Here is a 15922-nt window from a genome sequence, read left to right on the forward strand (position 1 = left end):
CCTTATTAAATTGGTATTCATTAAGAATATTACTAATACCCGTTAACCATGTGATTTTTCCGGCTCCAGCCCATCCGGCATAATTACCGGGGTACGCCGCAGGCCAAGGGCCTCCCCGATTAGCGCCACCACGTAAAGCGGGTTAAGCAGCAGATAAAGCCGTCTTAAACACCTCGGTTCCTGAGTCAGCCGGTAAATCCATTCCAAGCCTTTTTTTGCATCCAGGGCGGCGCCTGTGGTTTTAAGCCCGCCAAAAAGCGCGGCTCAGCTGCACTTTACAACATTTACTTTTTACTAATAGGGTTGGCAACAATATAGCAGCCTACAAAGGCTGCTTATTTTGATGGGTTTTTTATTTTGCTCTTTCCACAAACTCTACTTTTTTAACACCTCCCGCATCAGCAGCTTTAGTATAAACCACGGTTCCAGTAAATACCGCCGCCACAGGCGCCTCGGTTCAGAAAAAAGCCGGAACAGCCACTCCAACCCCAGCTGCCCCATCCAGCGCGGCGGAGTGGGCAAGGCATTGGCCACATAATCCATACAAGCTCCGGCCGTAAGGATTACATTGGCGTTAATAGCATGTGCATTATTTAAAACCCAGCGCTCCTGCCTGGGCATACCCATGCCTATCATGAGGATATGTGGATTATACGTATTAATGTACTGCAAAACTTCCCTGTTTGCTGAACTTTGCACGTCAGCGTCAAAGTAACCATGCATGGTCTTTAGTTGTAGACCTGGCGTTTCTTCCCTAAGAATGAGGGCCGCATTGGCAGCCACCCCCGGCCTTGAGCCCAGAAAAAATATCCGCCACCCCTGCCGGGCCGCTTCATTCATTAAGGGGCGCACCCAGTCCACATAAGTAACCCGGTGTTTTCTTTGCAGGGGTAGGCCCAAAAGTTGTGCAAGTAAAACCAAGGACATTCCGTCTACGTGTATATAATCGGCTTCGCGGTAAAAATCACGCATTTCCGGTTCATGGTGATAGATGTACAGACTATGTAAATTATGGTGTCCAATAATATATTGCCTTTGATTATCCACCGCATTTTTAATCAGTGCATGCAATTCCGTCATCGTCAGCCCATGTACTTTAATACCCAACAATGAGCATACGGGCGGTTCTTCAACCTGCTTCATTGGTCATCTCCAAAAAACACTGCTCGTAGCTGTCCACCATTTGCGCCAAGCTAAACATCCCGGCTCTCGCCCTTGAGCTCTCAGCTAATGAATTGGCCAGCAAGTCGTCTTCCAGCACACTTTTTACCGCCTGCACAAAACCACATTCATTCCCCGGGTGAACCAATATACCGACTGGTTTACCTTCGTTTTCCACCAACACATCCCTTAGTGCTTTAATATCACTGGCTATTACGGGCAGGCCAACTGCCATGGCCTCCACCATGGCAAAGCCAAAGGCTTCATAGTGAGAAGGAAATACAAATACATCTCCCGCCAATAAAAAGTTCCCTATCTCCTGCGGTGATACCTCGCCCAACATAAAAACCCGATCCTTCACCCCTAGGGTATGGGCTTCATAAATCAAAGTATTTTTCAACTCACCATCCCCGGCAATAGCCAATTGTACATCAGACAGGTGTTTCAGTAATTTTATCAATAATTGCTGATTTTTTTGTGCCGCCAGGCGACCGACATTAACAATTATAGGTCCTTTAAGCGGCAGTCCAAAACGGTGGCGGGCATTTTCCCGATCCAAGGTCAAACAGGGCGCGGGTATGCCGTTATATATAACCTTTAATCGCTCCCTGTACCGAGCCGGGTAATTATCAAAAGAATGATAAGCCGCACCGGAAACAGCTATATTGGATGTATAAAAAAACATGCTGCCCAACAATAAATCCAGCCACCGGGCCAGCCGGGGATAGGTTGGTGCCGGGTTGTGCTGCACCGCCAGCCTGACCCGCACCCCGGCCAAGCGGGCCGCTGTTTGCCCCAACACATTAGCATAGTAGGTATGGGTAATTACCACTGCTGGTTTTTGTTTAAGTAATAATACTAATAACCCCCATAAAATGCGCACGTAATCCATTACCCAAACGGGTCTGTGATTAAGTATAACCCTTACCCCCCGGCAGCCTTGATAAGTTGGTCTTTTCATATATAAAAACCAGATCTCGGCTTCATAACCTCTCTTCTGCAACACATCAGCAATATTCATGGCCGCTTGCTGGGCACCACCCGCTTCCATTTGGGTTACTATGTTCACAACCTTCATATAATTTCCGCCTTCCCATTTACTTACTATAATACCAAAACCTTCTTTAATACAAAGATACTTACATAGTAACTTCTTTATTCTCCAAAATCTTTCTCAACTCCCATACCAATAAACCGGTGGGCGTGATAAATGATATTTTAGCGTTTGACCGGGTAGTACTAACCATGTGATTTTTCCGGCTCCAGCCCATCCGGCATAATTACCGGGGTACGCCGCAGGCCGAGGGCCTCCCCGATTAGCGCCACCACGTAAAGCGGGTTAAGTAGCAGATAACGCCGCCATAAACGCCTCGGTTCCCGGGTTAGCCGGTAAATCCATTCCAAGCCTTTTTTTTGCATCCAGGGCGGCGCCTGTGGTTTTAAGCCTGCCAAAAAATCAAATGCCGCCCCCACGGCAAGGAGGGGCATATTCAACAAATTGCGATATTCATACACCCAAGCTTCCTGCCTGGGGCAGCCCAGCCCCACCAGTACAATGCGGGCACCGCTATGGGTGATTCTATCCGCCAATTCCTTTTTTTCCCGGGGGTTAAGCCTTCGAAATTTGGATGGTTCCCGGCCGGCAATAACCAGGTCCGGAAAACGGCGTTCCAGGCAGGCAACCAGTGAGGCCAGCGTCTTTTCAGTACTTCCATAAAGGTAAAGGGGCAATCCCCTATCAGCCGCGGCCTTGATAACTTTTAGGGTTAATTCCGGGCCGTATACACGGTCCGGTAAACTAATTTTATGGATTAAGCGCAGGCCCCAGCGAACTGGCTGCCCGTCCGGGACCACCAGGTCAATTCCATTCAACCGCCGACGGTGAACCGGGTCAAGGTACCCCGTCATCACGCCGTGGACAGCCAAGGCCGACACAGCCAAAGGCCGCCCTTCCAAAGCGGCCGCCAAGATTTGCTGCACAGCGCCCGCGTAATCTACAGCGGAGATTAGTACACCCAACAGTGAATGCCTACCTAAATCGATCATCTCAGGTCTCTCCAGCGCACCTTATTTTTTTCATAAATATCTTCCATAATCATGCGAATGCTACTATATTTCATTTGCCACTCCGGAAAATGAGTTGTAAATTTACTCAAATCAGTAATATACCAAACATGGTCTCCGGCACGGTTTTGATCGGTATATGTATGAGCCAGCCTTTTCCCCATGATTTCTTCCACCAACGTAATTGCTTCCAGCACAGATACATTGGATGCCCGCCCCCCGCCAAGGTTATACACTTCCCCACCCCGCCGGGGCTTGGTAAAAAAGGCATGAAAGGCCGTTACAACATCTTCGGCATGGATTACATCCCGTACTTTTTTACCCTTGTATCCCAAGATGGTGTAAGGGGTACCCGTCATGGCGCATTTCATCAAATAGTTGATAAACCCGTGCAGCCGGACCCCGGACTGCCGGGAGCCGCTAAGCACGCCTCCCCTGAAACAAACCGTTTTGAAATTGAAGTACCGGCCATATTCCTGAACCAACACATCTGCGGCCAGCTTTGAGGCTCCGAAGAGGGAATGCATACACTGGTCCACGCTCATACTTTCAGCAATACCGTTATGGTAGCGGTGGGCGGGGTCGATTTCCCAGCGGGTGTTCAGCTCCACCAGGGGTAAATTATTGGGTTGGTCACCATAGACCTTGTTGGTGGACGTAAATATAAACACCGCCTCCGGGCAATAGTGACGCATAGCCTCAAGCAAATTAAGAGTACCTCCGGCATTGACACCAAAATCCGTCAAAGGTTCCCGAGCGGCCCAGTCGTGGGATGGTTGGGCGGCAGCATGGATAATGAGCGCAATGTCTTCCATGTACTCGGAGAAGATCCGGTTTAGCTGCCGGCCATCCCGAATGTCGACAGAGTAATGTGTATATTTGGTACCCAGGGTCTCGGTTAGACGCCGGCGGTTCCAATCCGTAGAGCCCTCGGGCCCGAAAAAAATTTGCCGCATATTGTTATCAATTCCAACTACCCGGTAACCCAGGCCAGCATAAAATTCAGCCGCCTCCGTACCAATTAGACCCGTAGAACCTGTGATCACCACAACAGACATTGATATCCTCCTTTGAAGCAAGTTCTTAATTCAGGGGGAGATTCAACTCCCCCTGAATTTTAGAACTGCAAATGCATGACTTAGTTGGCGTTGTACTCCCACTTATAGAAGTGGGAGACTTACGCCAAGTTAGTCAGGTTAAATCTGGCCGGGGCACCCGGGTCAGCCTCTGGCCCGCCTGACCCGGGCCCTCTCCATGGCCATCTGGTAAACTTCCATTAACGCCTGATAGTTTCGCTCAGCGGTATACCTGGCCTCAAACTCGGCCCGGGCTTCCCGCCTCATCAATTCAAGTTCCATGGGATGAGCAAAGGCCCACTCTACCCGGGCGGCCAGTTCCTCTACCTTTCCGGGGTTAAAGTGTAACCCGGTGCGACCATGCTCGATAACGCTTTCCATGGCCCCCAGGCGAGAGGCGATCACGGGCGTACCACTGGCCAGGGATTCAATGATCGTCCTGGGCAGGCCTTCGTACCATTCCGAGGGGAATACCAGTACCTTGGCCTCCCTCATCAAAGCCAGCACCTCTTCCACCGACTGGTGGCCCAGATAGGCCAAGCCAGGGTGCCTGCCCATAAAATCCTGCACTTCCCGCTCCAAGGGCCCCGCCCCCACAATTTTTAACGGAATGGACTGGTCCAGCCTGGACCAGGCAGCCAGCATGGTTTTGATACCTTTTTCCTCAGACAGCCGGCCTACAAATAATGCAAACCCGCCCTTCCCGTCACCGGGTACGGGATCCGTATAAATAAAATTAGGTTTAACCACAATCCGCTCCCCGGGCAGACCTCCCTCGATAAATTTTTGGCGGGCAAAAGCGGTGGGAGCAATATATACATCCACCACCTCTCGCCAGGTCTTTAAAACACGGTGGACCGCCAGCATGGTCGCCACCGCGGCAGTTGCCGCACGGCTCTGCCGGTAGCAGCGGCGGGCCAGCGCCGGCCAGGGTACCAGTCTGCCGAGGCATGACTCGCAAACCCGACCGTCCCGCAAAAAGAAAGCGCCGGGACAAAGTAAACGGTAATTCTGCAGTGCCTGCACCACCGGCACGTGCATGGCCCGGGCCGCATAGTAAGCGGCAGGGGAAATAAGAGGAAAGGTATTATAAAAATGGGCCACCTGGGGCTGCCATTCCAGCAGCCTTTTTACGGCTTGATAAGAGGCTTTGTTCCATATCGTGGCCACGGCTGTATTAAATCGCCCCTTGGCGCCAATCTCATGGTTATGCCTGGTCATACATTTTAGCTTATGGCCATTACCTACCAGCAATGCCTTTTCATCATCAAAAAGAATATCCTCTCCGCCCAGTTGCTGATAATAATTATGAAAAACTGCGATTTTCATCATGCTGTAGAACCCCTTTTAACTCATCGGCTATCATCTCAGCCACCTCCCGGCATGTTTTTAATTTTCTCCGCTCCGGGGGGGTAATTTTACCCGTTAACGCCCTGCGCAAGGCCGCGGCAAAGTCTGCCGGGTCCAGCGGGTCAAAAATATTGGCCGGTGGCAAAAGCTCCTCCGCGCAGCCCGCATACTTTGAACAAAGCACCGGCAGGCCGGACCAGAGGGCTTCATTAACTACCAGGCCCCAAACGTCATGCAGGGTCGGCAAAATAAAAAGGTCAGCACTCTGGTAAATCCCCGCCATGGCCGTTGATTTAACGGGAGGGTGAAAGTGCACGTTCTTTAAATATAAATCCGCCGCATATTGTTCCAGCCGCTCGCGCTCAGTGCCCTCGCCCACAATTAACAAAGAGAACAGGTAACCCTCCCCCTGCAATATTGCCGCGGCATCCATAAGATATCTGACGCCTTTGCCGCCAACTAACCGCCCGGCATATAAAAAAACCGGTTTGGGATCAATGTCATGAATAGGCACTGCCGCTGAATTAAGAAACCAACGTTCATCCACGCAGTTTTGCACCTGTAAAATATTCTCGGGCTTGATCCCCAGGCTTAAAAGATATTGTGTGGCCGCATCCCCGAAGCTGATCCACCGCTTGGCCCACCTAGCCATCAATCTGCGTAAACCCGTTTTAAAAAGGCCGATATCTTTTTCCGTATGCAAAGACCCTTCCCAGCAAACCCACACCGGTTTACTAAAAACTGATCCGTAAACCAGGGCCATCAGGGTTCGAAACCCCATTTCGTTGGTAATTACCGCATCGGGTTTTAACTTAATCAGGTCCGATAAATAACCGGGGTTTATATGCAGGTACCAGTAATCAAATAATTGACGATGTTTTTTTAGAGGTATCTTAATACTAAAACCCCAGGCTTTTTTAACGCCTATTTGGTTATCCTGCGGATGTTTTAACTGCCAGAAATCCCGGTTATCCTCCCAACCGGAATAAAGTACCGACAATTGAAAATGATCAGAAGCCAGCATCTGGTATAAGGGTAACCTGTATGGGGCGATCAGGTTGGTCAGTATGGCCACTTCAGGTTTTATTTGCATGGGCGGCTCCCCCCTGGTTTTCTATTCTTAGCTGGATGGAGGTCATCACATATAAAATCCAGAAAAAAAAGTTCTCCATGAAAGTGCTTTCCGAGATGTTATGCATCATCATAAAAACAAGCATTAACAGAGGAAACAGGCCAACCATATCGCTTTTCTTACGGGCCAGAGTGAAGGCTTTGATTAAATTAACCAGCAGAGAAATTAATAAAAGAACCAAACCCGCCAGGCCAAGCTGCAGCCAAATATCCAGGTAGCCGTTATGGGCGTGCGGAGGGGTCCAATTGAGCACCTGCCATACCTCACCGGAAGGCCCCTGCCAGCCCAACCAGAATGCATTATAACCATACCCCAGCCACGGCCGCTGCCGGATCTGATCCCAGATCAACTGCCACAGTTCAGTACGGCCGGAGAGGGTTTCATTGCGCCCCAGGACATCCAGAATAATCACTAATAAATTATCGCCCAACCACCAGGCCAGGCACCCACCCCCCAGGAGAAGTAGCATACCTGCGCCCCAAAATTTGCGCCTTCGCGCTTTCCGAAAAATCAATACCATCACCAACAGTGCCCCAAGGATTAATGTAGCGGTAACTGATTGGGACTGGAACAATAACACCACAGCCAGGGCAAAGAAGATGAAGTTCCATTTATTTTCTTTAAAATGATCAATGGAATACAGCAACCAAACTATGGCGGCCAGCACCATCATGCAGCCAAGGGTATTTTTATGTACGTAAACACCACGCCATGCAGCAAATTGGTAATGGGAATGGACACCTAATGACGGCATTAACAGGATAAATCCCATGCTTAAAATGGCGATTAAACCAAAGGTCCATACCAGCAATTCCACTATTTCCCGGCGCGTATAGCGAACAGCCAGATAAAAACCGAAAGCGGTGGCTCCCAAAAGAGCTATGCCGCGGCGCAGGGTTACCGCCGGAGCCTCGGACCAAAACACGGAAACCAGGGCCAACCCCACCAGCAACCATAGCAACTTATCCCGGCCAGCTATGCGGGCGGCATGCCGAAGACGCGTTAACAGCAAATATAGTGTTATTAGTGCTACCGCATAAATACCGGCCCATAAAACCTGCATAGCAACGTTGCCTTGCACAGGGCCATAAACCGCTCCGCTCACCGTTTGCAAAAGGGGAAGAACCGCACCAGTGGAGAAAAATATCACTATTAATACGAATATCTTTTCCCAGAGTACAGGTTTGTGGCGGCTAGTCTTATTCTGTTCCATATGTTCCATATGTTCCATGCATTTGCTCCTTGTGCATAAATATTCAATTGTTATCCGACCTGATATTACGATATGTACTGATGCTGCAGTTTGATAGCCGTTATTTATTATAAAACCCTGGCAATCATTAGCAGGGTTTTGGACATGCACACATTTTCTCCAATGCAGATATCCTGTCACTAGAGCAAAGGAGGTAGACAGAAATGATACATTTAGAAAAAGCTTCGATTTGAGCCTGATGGATAAGATGAGTTTTAAAAAAAAGGTTCTTAAAGGCGGAGCTTATCTCATTGCCAGGCAGGGGTTGGGGCTATTTATAAGTTTTGTAGGAATTTTGCTATTAACCCGGTCCATAGGCCCCGGTAATTACGGCCTTTTTATCTCCGCCCAAGAGATTGTTCTTTATCTCAGTCACCTGGTTAGTTTAGGTAATAAAGTTTACTTAATCAGGCGAGAGACCGAACCTTGCGAACATGAATATAACCAGGCCTTTACCCTGATGTTTATTACGAGCATGGTGGGACTTCTGCTTGGTATTGCAGTTATACCACTGTTACAGCAATGGTTAAAAAATCCGGCCTTTATCCCCCCGCTGCTCATCCTGTTGCTTACGCTGCCTCTAACCGCCCTCTCCACCCCCGCCATGGCTAAACTGGAACGAGATTTAAATTACCGGGCCGTTTCTATTATTGAACTTGCAGGACAATTAATTAATTACATTATTGCCCTGACCCTGGCGTATTATGGAAAAGGCGTATGGGCACCGGTTGCCGGTTATATGGCCTGGCAGGTATTGATATGTGCCGGATCGTGTATAATGGCAAGGCTGACTCCCCGCCCTTACTGGTCTAGGGACATAGTAGCAGATATGTTAAAGTATGGTATAAGCTATTCTACTTCCGTCTGGATCTGGCAGCTACGCCCACTGGTTAACCCGCTGATAGTCGGCCGTTATGCCGGACCGGAAGTGGTTGGCTGCGTAGCACTGGCTATCCGCTTTGTAGACGCCCTCAGCTTTGTCAAAAATGTGGTTCAGCGCATTTCCATCGCCGTTTTGGCCGAACTGCAGAAAGATCAACTTCGTTTAAAAGAGGCCATAGAAAAAGCTATGGTATTCCAGATTTTAGCTTTTGGCCCTTTGCTTATATCATTTTCATTTATCGCTCCCTTGGTCTTCCCTGGTTTATTTGGCGATCAATGGAATAAGGTTTTACTCATCTACCCCTTTATTGCCCTTAGTTACCTGTTTAACACGGTGTTTAATATGCATTCATCCGTTCTTTACGTTCTCCGCCGCAATTATGAGGTAACCATCTTCCACACGGTGTATATTTTACTGCTTACCGCGGGAGCGCTTTTATTACTGCCCCGGTTTGGATTGCTGGGTTACGGCATAGCTGAAGTATTAACCCTATTCAGCTACGTCATTATCCATTATTACGTAAGACGAATTTTCCCCGTATCTTATAAAAACGCGATTCCCTGGCTGACATCCTTTATTTTCCTACTTTTTTCCGCAATGGTTGACTTACCATTAAACCTGCTTTTTGGGGTGCCTTTATTAATTGTCCTGGCAAAGCCCGCATCCAGGCAAAAGATTTTAGATTATGTAAAATTTATTAAAGGTAGTAATAAATAACCATAATGCAATTACAGGAAGATAAAGCATTAATTGGAGGTATTACAGGAGGAGATTGAAATCATGGAGAACGGTGAATTAAAAAAACGAAAACCTATATGGGAATATTTATTTACAATATTCACATTAATTATTTACACAAACGCATTTTATCAATTGCTATTACGGGATTTATCAAACAAAGATTTAATCGTCCCGTTGCTATGGTTAGGAATTTATACTGTTACCGCTATTCTTTTACTTATACACTCACGGCAAGTTTTAAGAGTAGCTTTTCAAGATAAATTACTCTGGTTATTAGTGGGGTTGGCCTTTATTTCCATTGTATGGTCGGAAGTACCGTTTGCAACCTTAAAGAACAGCGTGGCTTTATTAGGTACTACTGCATTCGGAATTTACCTGGCCGCCCGTTATACTCACCGGGAATTGATGCAACTACTATTATTGGCGTTTGGATTTATTGCCGTCACAAGCCTTGGATTTGTATTATTTTTACCTTCGCTTGGGCTTGAATATAAAACCAATTTTATGATTTGGCGCGGTGTTTTCGACAACAAAAACGTACTAGGTGCCGTAATTTCATTAGTAGCCATAGCCTGGTTACTTTATTTAATTGATAGCATAAAGGCATGCAAAAACATTAAAGCAATCGTAATAGGATTTGTTTTTTTTATTTTATCTGTATCCACCTTATTTTTTTCCAATTCAATGACTTCCCTGGTAGCTTTTTCAATAGCATTAATAATCCTTTTGTTCTATCTGGTATGGCTACACTTTAAAAGTACCGGTCTTGTAATTTTAATTATTCTGGGAGTTTGTGGTTTTGCTTTCTGGGTGGTTAATTATCAGGATAATTTATTTGCTATCCTGGGGCGTACTTCAACTTTGACAGGACGTACCCCGCTTTGGCAAGCGGTTTGGGAAATGATTTTAAACCGCCCGTGGTTGGGATATGGGTATATATCCTACTGGCTAGGCTTGGAAGGACCTTTTAGCGGCATAATGTATAAATTATACTGGGATCCTGGAGCACATATTGTATATTGGTGCCCTCCACACGCCCACAATGGTTACTTGGATTTATGGTTGCAACTTGGTTTAACCGGCGTTGTGTTTTATGCTTTGTCACTGTTTAACAATCTATATAAAGCTTTCAATTTAGTGCGAGAAAAAAGCCACCTAATTAATATGTTTCCTTTGCTATTTTTAGTTTTTATGAGCATTCATAATCTTGGAGAAAGTACCATACTGTTTAGAAATTGGATTTTTTGGGTTCTCTATACTGCTTTTTCTATTCAGCTTAGTCATAAAACCCCAAAACCTCAATATTAATGACGAAGGAACATTATATCAGTGTAATTGATTCCAGTGATTATGCCGGATGGGCTGGAACCGAAGCAGTTATATGGCTAAAAAACTTATATTTAAAATAGTACTACAGCGTAAATTACTTTTTGAGCAAAGCTTTCGCCATCTTGATAGGTGCCAGGTGTTGAAAGGTTGAAAGATTAAAATCTTTCAACCTTTCAACACCTGGCACCAGCTAAACGGCACCGTTATTTGGGTAGTGTTCTCTACTACGCCAAGGAACGGCAAACCCATCTTGAAGTTCGATAAGCTATACTTTTCGCTGTAGTAATAGGAGAGATTGGTTAATGAAAATTGTACTTTCGGCTTATGCATGCTTGCCAAACCGTGGTTCAGAGGGAGGTGTGGGCTGGAATTGGGCTCGAGAATTAAGCAGAGAACATCAATTATGGGTACTCACTTCAGAATGGAACCGGGACGAAATTGAAAAATCAGGTGGTTTAGCCAATGTAAACTTTATTTATATTTCTGACCGGTGGGTGAAATTAGCCTGGTTAATACCGTGGGGGGTTGGTGGCTGGCTTTATAATTACTGGTGGCAATATAAGTCATTCTTAACTGCACGCGAATTACACAAGGTTATTGGCTTTGAACTTGCCCATCATCTTACCTATGCATCCTGGCGCATACCTTCATTTCTTAAGAAATTGGGTATTCCTTTTATTTGGGGTCCGGTTGGCGGTGGTGAGGAGGTACCTCCCGGTTTTTTTAAAGCCCTGGGTTGGCAAGGCTGGATAAAAGAGCAGGTACGATTTTTGGCTAATCGATTGTCCCGGTTTGATCCTTTTGTTCGTGCAACTATGAAAAATGCCAATCTTATCTTGTGTTCCAATAAAGACACTCATAAAATATTGCCCCGGGAGTTTCTACATAAGTCTCATGTAATGTTACAAGTGGGAATAGATATGGATGAACGTCGGCAGTTACCCACCGGCAAAAACCAGGGCCCATTTCAAATTCTCTGGGTGGGCAGGATATTGCCTTTAAAGGCATTACCGGTATTATTATGGGCTCTTAAACCTTTACGTTACCAATTTGATTTTCGACTGCGGGTTATTGGTGATGGACCGGACAGAAAAAGATGTGCCGGTATAGCACGAAATTGTGGCATTGCCGACCGTGTAGATTTTATTGGCTGGTTGCCTCATGAAAAAGTTAAAATTGAATATCAAAATGCCGATTTATTTGTGTTTACCAGCCTCCGTGATAGTGTCGGCACTGTTGTTTTCGAGGCTATGGCTTCAGGCCTTCCCTTAGTAGTAATGGACTGCGGCGGTCCAAAAGAAGTAATAGGTGAAGCTGGAATTTGTATCCCGGTGAATGAAGGTATGGAGAAAGCGATAACTGAACTATCTAATGCAATTGCCACTATTGCGGCTGATCCGGCGCTGCGGGAAAACTTATCCCAAAAAGCTTTGACGCACGTTGAAGCAGAACATACCTGGTGGCAAAAGCCTAAATTGTTATTTGATTTGGCTCAATCATTTATTCAAAATCACCACATTGGTAGGCATGCTTAGCTTCATTTAAAAAAATTTAGCCCAGCCCTGGCAGCTGCCATTACCAGGGGACACCAGCACCCGGGTAATGGCCCTGGCGATAATCCCGCGGGCCGGGTTCATCTTTTCAAATTATATATTTTATTATTCATTATTAACTGATATTGATGGCTGCCTGTTTTCTATAACTTGTTCTACTATATAAAGCGGTCTTTGTTTTACTTCAATATATATGCGGCCCATGTACTCGCCAAGGACCCCCATAAAAAGCAATATTATACCACCTAAAAAAAAGCCGCCTACTGCCAATGTTGTAAAACCGGGAACATCTTGAACATGAGTTCCAAAGATAGGAAAGTTAAAAAATCTGGCCATAAGGAAAACCAGCCCAATTATCAGAGATGAAACAGCAACAAACAAACCGGAATATGTAGCCATTTTCAGTGGCAGCAAAGTAAACCCAAAAATTCCATCCAGCGCCAGTTTAATAAGTTTTTTATAGGTATACTTCGCCTCACCGGCCGCCCTGCCATGTCTTTCATATCGTATGCCAATTTGTTTAAAACCGGCATACGATCGCAGTCCCCTTACAAATCTGATGTTTTCCGGTAATTCATTGTTTAATACATTAACCACCTTACGGTCTAGCACACAAAAATCTCCTGAGTCCAGAGGTATTTTAATATCGCTTACCAAGTCAAGTATTCTATAAAAATTATGGTAGGCCATACGTTTAAGAACGCCTTCTTTACGTTTCTCACGAATTGCATATACAACATCAAAACCTTCACGCCATTTTTCAATAAATTGCGGCAGTTCCTCGGGAGGGTCCTGAAGGTCTCCATCCATTATGATCACCGCATCCCCGGCAGCATTTTTAAGCCCCGCGGTTATTGCAGCTTGATGCCCAAAGTTCCTAGAGAGTTTCAAAACCCGGATAGACTCATTTTCTCTGACATAACCGCTCATAATAGATAGTGATTGGTCACTGGAACCATCATCCACAAAAATAACTTCACATTTATCTTGAAGCGCCGGAAGAACTGTCATTAAACGACTATATAGCAGAGGAAGCGTTTCAGCTTCGTTGTAAATAGGTATAACAATTGATATCATTTATTTTCATCCTTTAAGCCATAGATTTCAAAATAATATCCATGATATTCAACAATTTTGGTTTCCATTATTCGATAGTACCTGAGCAAATGGTTTAACTCTAATTCCTTGTCACCAACCCAAAACATGTAGATATAGTAAGCATTTGCTGGTTTATTAGATTCATTTATATCCCAAACACAAAATGTTTCAGGTTGAAAAGCATTATCTTTTTTCAATGTCCTTTTTAAAGTGGTCCTATCGATATATACAGAAGTGTAGGGGCCTGCGCCATTAAAGTGCGTAAACCAGTCAACTTCACTCAGTATAATTTTTGTATCCTCTGTTATGTTTATGGCCAGGTTAAACTTATCTAATAATTTATCTATCACCAGGTATTCAGCATTGTAGGTTAGACCATCTCCGGGGCCTATATTAAGCAATTGTTGTTTGCCGATGGTGGTAGTTCCGAAAAATGCTTTAGATAATGGATCAATAGTCTTAAATGTCTGCAGGAACGATAAAATTAACAGGACAGATAGTATTACTATACGTATTTTTTTACTTTGAAAGATACTTAACAGAGCGTGGTAGCTAAAAATCAGTAAAAAAAACACTGACGGAAGCACGTATCTTGGGTTGGTATGGGTTATATATAGTAAATTAAAGATAACAAAACTCAAGTATGTAATGACAAATGCCTTGAGCATGGCATTACGTTCTGAGTTCGGGTTTATGACAGACAAACCAACTCCGGCTGGCCAAAGGAATGACTTAATTATATATAATACAACTAACAGGGTTTGTATCCAGCTGAAGTTCAATATAAACATTTGCCCAAAGCGTTCTTTCATTAACCAATAATCAAAGCCAAAGGAATTAAATTCACTACCGCTCCATTGAACGGAACCGTCCCCCCACAGCAATCCCCCGGTAAAGAACAGGTATATTGAAAAAAACATTACAGGTAAGAATAAACAAATAAATTGTTTTATACTGTTGTCGCCAATTCGCTCGCCCGGTGCATTATTATTGTTATAGACCAACTGATTAATATATTTAAAAAATAAATACACCAAAACAAATAAAAGGTATAGCAATACTCCGGGTTCTTTAGAAAACACCAGTATCGTAGCTAAAAAAACAAATAAAGTCATACGCTTATATAGTAATGCATAAATGGATGCCGTCCAAAAGACCAGTAGGGGAAAGTCTATACTAAAGGTAAGGGAAACACCAAAAAATAACGGGTTAAAGGCAAATAAAGCTGTTAATATCGTATTTTCAATTCTATTATCCTTGTAAAAAAAGATTAAAATTTTATAAAATGATCCTATGGCTAAAAGAGCTAATATTAAATTTTCCAAATTTAATATATAGTGATTTCCCCAGTCTATAAATTGCCCAAGCGACATTAAGATTGCATACCCCATTGAGGGATGTCCGAACCAGTTAAAATTATTTATAAAACTGCTCCAGCTAAAATCAAAATATTGCACGCATTTTAATAGTTGGCTAAAATAAAATGCTCCATCCCAGCGCAGTATGCAATAAAGAAAGCATAACTTTATAACAGCATATATGGCGATTATTATTAGAACAGGGTGGTTTTTAATAAGCCTAATAATTATTGATATAATTTCCCTTGGATTGCAATTTTTTCTAAATTCATTGGCAATTTTTAAAGTTAGCACCATGCAAACAGCATTAAGCAAGAAAGTTAAAATAATAACAAGTAACGACAGGTCTTGCCTACTGGTAAATGGCGAATAAAGAGCCAAATCAAAAAACAAAGCACCAACAAGAGTTATTAACCATAAGTCACTTATCAATACATACTGCATTTTTGGTTTCCTCAATTCCAAAACTCCAATATTTATGGGCTGTAAAACTAACAACACTAACAAAAGAAAGCGAAAAAACCTGCGACATCAAAACACCAAACCCGCCGATATCTATCAATATAAACATCATAAGTAAATTTATAATAAATGTTGTTATATATACAAAGATGAATTTAATAAAATTTTTAAGATTGGTTTTTTTGTTTTCAAACGTCCACAATCTATTCCAAAAGTAGCTATTTAAAACACCAACAACATATGAAACCACCATTGAAATAAAATAGTTACATTGCAACAGGGCATAACATATAAAAAAAATAAAAAAACTAATCAAGGTATTCATTGATCCCACAACAATAAATTTTACATACTGCCTTAAACTCACAAGTTCTCCTTATGAACAATCATTCGTTTGAGCTAACCCACCTATTTCCCTGCTTAAGCATTAAAGCCATTGATATGGTGCCTGATACCACCAAAA

The 15922-nt window shown here is 44.2% G+C and carries 14 protein-coding genes; 3 read left to right on the plus strand and 11 right to left on the minus strand.

Translation table 11 applies throughout. The features are described 5' to 3' along the window. Window positions 1-42: 42 nt before the first annotated feature. The 8 genes from DESGI_RS24985 to DESGI_RS22400 form a co-directional block, all read right to left on the minus strand. Window positions 43-207, minus strand: coding sequence for a hypothetical protein (locus tag DESGI_RS24985; RefSeq protein WP_207638346.1), 165 nt, complete (start codon window positions 205-207; stop codon window positions 43-45). 168 nt (window positions 208-375) lie between these two features. After that, window positions 376-1143 carry a WecB/TagA/CpsF family glycosyltransferase gene (locus DESGI_RS22370; protein WP_006522228.1) on the minus strand — a complete coding sequence of 256 codons (768 nt, stop codon included), beginning with the start codon at window positions 1141-1143 and terminating at the stop codon, window positions 376-378. Further along, complete coding sequence (locus DESGI_RS22375; RefSeq protein ID WP_006522227.1) at window positions 1130-2239, minus strand: glycosyltransferase family 4 protein; 1110 nt, start codon at window positions 2237-2239, stop codon at window positions 1130-1132. Before DESGI_RS22375 ends, DESGI_RS22370 begins: the two co-directional genes overlap by 14 nt. Before the next feature lie 161 nt (window positions 2240-2400). Next, window positions 2401-3207, minus strand: a complete 807-nt coding sequence (locus tag DESGI_RS22380) for a WecB/TagA/CpsF family glycosyltransferase (protein WP_006522226.1) — start codon at window positions 3205-3207, stop codon at window positions 2401-2403. Then, the gene (locus DESGI_RS22385) at window positions 3204-4283 is read right to left on the minus strand and encodes an NAD-dependent epimerase/dehydratase family protein (protein WP_006522225.1); all 1080 of its coding nucleotides are present in this window, start codon (window positions 4281-4283) and stop codon (window positions 3204-3206) included. Before DESGI_RS22385 ends, DESGI_RS22380 begins: the two co-directional genes overlap by 4 nt. A gap of 162 nt (window positions 4284-4445) precedes the next feature. Next, window positions 4446-5633: a glycosyltransferase family 4 protein gene (locus DESGI_RS22390; protein WP_006522224.1), complete on the minus strand. Its 1188-nt coding sequence runs from the start codon at window positions 5631-5633 to the stop codon at window positions 4446-4448. Beyond that, on the minus strand, window positions 5608-6744 hold the full coding sequence (locus DESGI_RS22395) for a glycosyltransferase family 4 protein (protein WP_006522223.1): 1137 nt from the start codon (window positions 6742-6744) through the stop codon (window positions 5608-5610). Before DESGI_RS22395 ends, DESGI_RS22390 begins: the two co-directional genes overlap by 26 nt. After that, window positions 6728-8014, minus strand: coding sequence for an O-antigen ligase family protein (locus tag DESGI_RS22400; RefSeq protein WP_006522222.1), 1287 nt, complete (start codon window positions 8012-8014; stop codon window positions 6728-6730). The genes DESGI_RS22395 and DESGI_RS22400 overlap by 17 nt, the downstream gene beginning before the upstream one ends. Before the next feature lie 229 nt (window positions 8015-8243). Between DESGI_RS22400 and DESGI_RS22405 the strand changes: the two genes are divergently transcribed. The 3 genes from DESGI_RS22405 (at window position 8244) to DESGI_RS22415 (ending at window position 12523) form a co-directional block, all read left to right on the plus strand. Continuing rightward, window positions 8244-9635: an oligosaccharide flippase family protein gene (locus DESGI_RS22405; RefSeq protein WP_006522221.1), complete on the plus strand. Its 1392-nt coding sequence runs from the start codon at window positions 8244-8246 to the stop codon at window positions 9633-9635. 63 nt (window positions 9636-9698) lie between these two features. After that, window positions 9699-10967, plus strand: a complete 1269-nt coding sequence (locus DESGI_RS22410; RefSeq protein ID WP_006522220.1) for an O-antigen ligase family protein — start codon at window positions 9699-9701, stop codon at window positions 10965-10967. 323 nt (window positions 10968-11290) lie between these two features. Beyond that, window positions 11291-12523: a glycosyltransferase family 4 protein gene (locus tag DESGI_RS22415; protein ID WP_006522219.1), complete on the plus strand. Its 1233-nt coding sequence runs from the start codon at window positions 11291-11293 to the stop codon at window positions 12521-12523. 123 nt (window positions 12524-12646) lie between these two features. On the opposite strand, the gene DESGI_RS22420 is transcribed toward DESGI_RS22415, so the two are convergent. Genes DESGI_RS22420 through DESGI_RS22430 form a run of 3 tightly spaced genes read right to left on the minus strand, consistent with a single transcriptional unit; the run spans window position 12647 to window position 15826 of the window. Beyond that, window positions 12647-13618 (minus strand): glycosyltransferase family 2 protein, encoded by a 972-nt coding sequence (locus DESGI_RS22420; protein WP_006522218.1) that lies wholly within the window; start codon window positions 13616-13618, stop codon window positions 12647-12649. Beyond that, entirely contained in the window at window positions 13615-15462 is a 1848-nt protein-coding gene (locus DESGI_RS22425) for a glycosyltransferase family protein (RefSeq protein WP_157872846.1), read from the minus strand. Before DESGI_RS22425 ends, DESGI_RS22420 begins: the two co-directional genes overlap by 4 nt. After that, window positions 15419-15826, minus strand: a complete 408-nt coding sequence (locus DESGI_RS22430; RefSeq protein WP_006522216.1) for a GtrA family protein — start codon at window positions 15824-15826, stop codon at window positions 15419-15421. The genes DESGI_RS22425 and DESGI_RS22430 overlap by 44 nt, the downstream gene beginning before the upstream one ends. Between the last annotated feature and the right edge of the window lie 96 nt (window positions 15827-15922).

The organism is Desulfoscipio gibsoniae DSM 7213, assembly GCF_000233715.2.
GTDB lineage: Bacteria > Bacillota > Desulfotomaculia > Desulfotomaculales > Desulfallaceae > Sporotomaculum > Sporotomaculum gibsoniae.